The following is a 3,090-nucleotide window of genomic DNA, read 5'->3' as shown; positions in this document are numbered from 1 at the left end:
TGCGAGCATCTACCGACACCGCAGGTGACTAAACGACCAAAATTTCGGGGGAAAGGGTAAGCCGCGCTGACTTGGGGTCATTCACAGCTTGATGGTCGATTGTAGTCGATGTGTTTGCATCTTGCAAGAAAAACTTAGAAAGTTTGAGTTTAGAAAGTTTGGATTTTGCGCTGCCCCGCCTGGGAGTTTCCCGAAAACGGGACGACTTTATCCTCTGCCACCCCATAGGCGATCGCCCCCGGTGTTAGCCGCACCTCATAGCCGCCCGTAAAGCCGCCGAAGGACGGCAGGATCAGCCGATGGGGCGGTTCCAGCAAGAAGCACGGCAGTCGGAGCGAGTCGAGTCGAGTCTTGAGCCGCAAACAGGGATGAATATGACCACAAAGATTCACGCAATCAGGAACATCAGCAGGTTCGTGACTGAGAACGAGTCCAGGATATTCGATGGGGCGGGTGTGGAACGGGATTTCAAATGAATCTAGCAAAGAGGCGATCGCCCGATCGTGATTTCCCAAGATTACCTGCACCGTTGCGCCACAGGTCTCAGTAAAGTGAATCCAGGATTGCAGGATTGCGTCATTCAGTCCGCGGGGCGAATGGAACAGATCGCCCAAAACACAGAGCGTTTTGGGCGAGAGGCGATCGCACAGGGTATTGAGTCGTTCCAGCGTATCCTGATTCACACGATTGGGAATTGGCACACCCAGCGATTGGAACGCTTCGGATTTTCCCAAATGCACGTCTGCGACCAGCAGCAAATCCAAATCAGGAACATATACGGCCTTGTCTGGCAAAAGCTGGAGGCGCTGATTGAGAACAGAGATTTCATGCATGGCGAAGGATGATATGCAGAATTTACGAACGCCCCAGAGCTTGCATCAGTGCATTCAGAACAGGCGTGGGCTGTTGGGCCTGCAAATTCGACGGATTCGCCCAGCTAAAGGGGGCCTGACGCTCGGCCGCCATCCACAGCAGGCGACGGGCGCGGGTCATGGCGACATACAGCAGGCGATACTCTTCCGCAATTTTAAGCTGCTGCGCCTGCTGCCAGGCCGTGTGGATATCGGGCAAAGGCGACTGGTGAACTTGGGCGCGAATCTGGGCGCGGGCCACTTCCGCTAGATCAAACTCGCCTAAAAATTGCTGAGCAGGCGGCACCCAAGCTTTTCCCGGAATCGTCTGCTGTTGCAAAAACGGCAAAAATACAAAATCCCAGTCCAGTCCCTTGGCCTTGTGCATGGTGATGATGGTGAGTTGCTTAGGGCGGACGTAGCGCGTGTCGATGTCCTCCGTTTCCACAGGCTCAAACCGCTCGGATTGGACAATTTCGCTCAGCACCTCCAGCGTGAATTGCAGCGACGGCTCACTGGCGGTTTGCTGGGCAATGCGGGCAGCGAGTTTGTCGGCGGTGGCGAGTTCTGTCTGGTCATAGTTCAGCGTCAGCGCCAGAAACGGAATCAGTTGAAACTGGGGCAATTCTACCCGCGCCCGCAGCAAGCCTGCACAATAGCGCCGCGCCTGCACGACCGGATCGGGCTGGGGCGTTTCCAGCGGGCCGGGATAGAGAAAATCTTCCGGCTGGCTGCTGAGCGCGTCGAGATCCTGGGGCGGAATCAGTTGCCGATCCGCCAGCACCCGCAGCGCTGCTTTTAGGTTGTCGGGCGAATGGGGGCGATCGCAAAATTGCAGCAGGGTCAAAATTTCGCCAGGGACGTGGGAATGGCGATCGCGCTCTCCCACCTCGTACACCGCAATGCCCAGCGCCCCCAAATCCTCACCCAGCTTATATTCCGTCGGATTTCGCAGCACAGTGGCCACAAAGCGCCCCATGCGATTTTCGCGCACCAGCACCGCCGCCCGCGCCTCTGGCTCTCTGGCAAACAGGTCTGCCACCCGCTGGGCGATCAAATCCACGCTGCGGTAGATATCCGGCGGAAAGCGGATCTCCACGCCTTCGCCCTCTGGCGGCGGATTGCTGTCGGTTTGGGGGTCGCCGGGGGGCACGGGACGGATCGCCTGGAGGCGAAAGGGGAGGGGGCTTGCAGCAAGGGGGCGATCGGGTGCGTTGTTGACCCACTGCACCAAAAAATTGGCGGCATCGATGACGGGCTGGGTGCTGCGACCGGCCTGATCCATTTCGGCAAGGCGGCCCTGCTGCTGGCACTGGGCGCAAAATTCGCGGAAAAACAGCGGGTCGGCAGGGGTGAAGGTGGAGTTGATGGCCTGGTTGGGATCGCCAACGCGGACGAGGTTGGGCTGTCCTGTGTGGGAATCGGCGGCAAGCAGTTCCAGCAGGCGCGTTTGCAGGGGCGAGGAATCCTGGGCTTCGTCTTCAAACACGGCGTAGACCTGCTGCTGCCAGGATTGCCGCGCTTCGTCGTTTTGCAAAACGCGCAGGGCTGCAAGGATCATGTCGTCGTAATCCAAAAAGCTGCGCTGATGGAGCAGGGTTTCGTACTGTTCGTAGAGTCCGGCGGCGACTTGCAGGGCAATGTTGTTGGGCAGGAGGTTGAGGCCGTCTTCGGTGATGTAGGACGGAGAAAAGTCGGCGCTTTGGGCGATCGCTCTCACGTCATCAGGACTCAAACCCGAACTTTTGGCTTCGTGAATCGCCGTATTCGCCAGATTCGGCAAAATCTCTGTACCCAGCACCGATCGCCGCCGCAGTCGCTCTGTCTCTTCGCCATCGGCCTGTTGCCCTTCCAATAGCTGACGATAGAGGTCAGGATGGGCGGCGCTCCACTGCTCCACGGCGGTTTTGATCAGCCGACTGCCTCGCTCCGGCGTGATCAGCGTCAGCCGGGTCAGGTCAAGTTCGGACAAATCGGGGTGGCGGCTGGCAATGTTCAGCGCCAGCCCGTGCAGCGTGTAGACTGAAAATCCGGTGGTGGGCAGTCCCAATTCTTTCAGCAACTCACGGATTTTTGCCCGCAGGTTTGCCGCCGCCGAGCGCGTGAAAGTAACCAGGAAAATCTGGCGGCTGGGTAGGGTGCGGTCACGCAATGCGTTCTGATAGCGCCGTCCCAGCAGAATCGCCGTGGCGATCGCCATGCCCGTCGATTTCCCCGACCCCGGCACCGCCGACACCGC

Annotated in this window: 2 protein-coding genes; both read right to left on the bottom strand. The window is 58.7% G+C overall.

The window, feature by feature from the left end:
• Positions 1 to 149: 149 nt before the first annotated feature.
• Positions 150 to 833 (bottom strand): ligase-associated DNA damage response endonuclease PdeM, encoded by a 684-nt coding sequence (gene pdeM, locus IGS51_RS10980; protein ID WP_297078436.1) that lies wholly within the window; start codon positions 831 to 833, stop codon positions 150 to 152.
• Positions 834 to 855: 22 nt separating this feature from the next.
• On the bottom strand, positions 856 to 3,090 hold a 2,235-nt coding region (locus IGS51_RS10975), incomplete at its 5' end, for an ATP-dependent helicase (protein WP_297078435.1).

The organism is Thermoleptolyngbya sp. M55_K2018_002, from assembly GCF_015295965.1.
Classification (GTDB): Bacteria; Cyanobacteriota; Cyanobacteriia; order Elainellales; family Elainellaceae; genus Thermoleptolyngbya; species Thermoleptolyngbya sichuanensis.
Note: the sequence above shows the minus strand (reverse complement) of the source record. Positions and strands in the feature narration are given on the sequence as shown.

Coding starts and splice junctions, on each gene's coding strand:
- pdeM (WP_297078436.1), bottom strand. CDS start 833: ATGCATGAAATCTCTGTTCTCAATCAGCGCCTCCAGCTTTTGCCAGAC.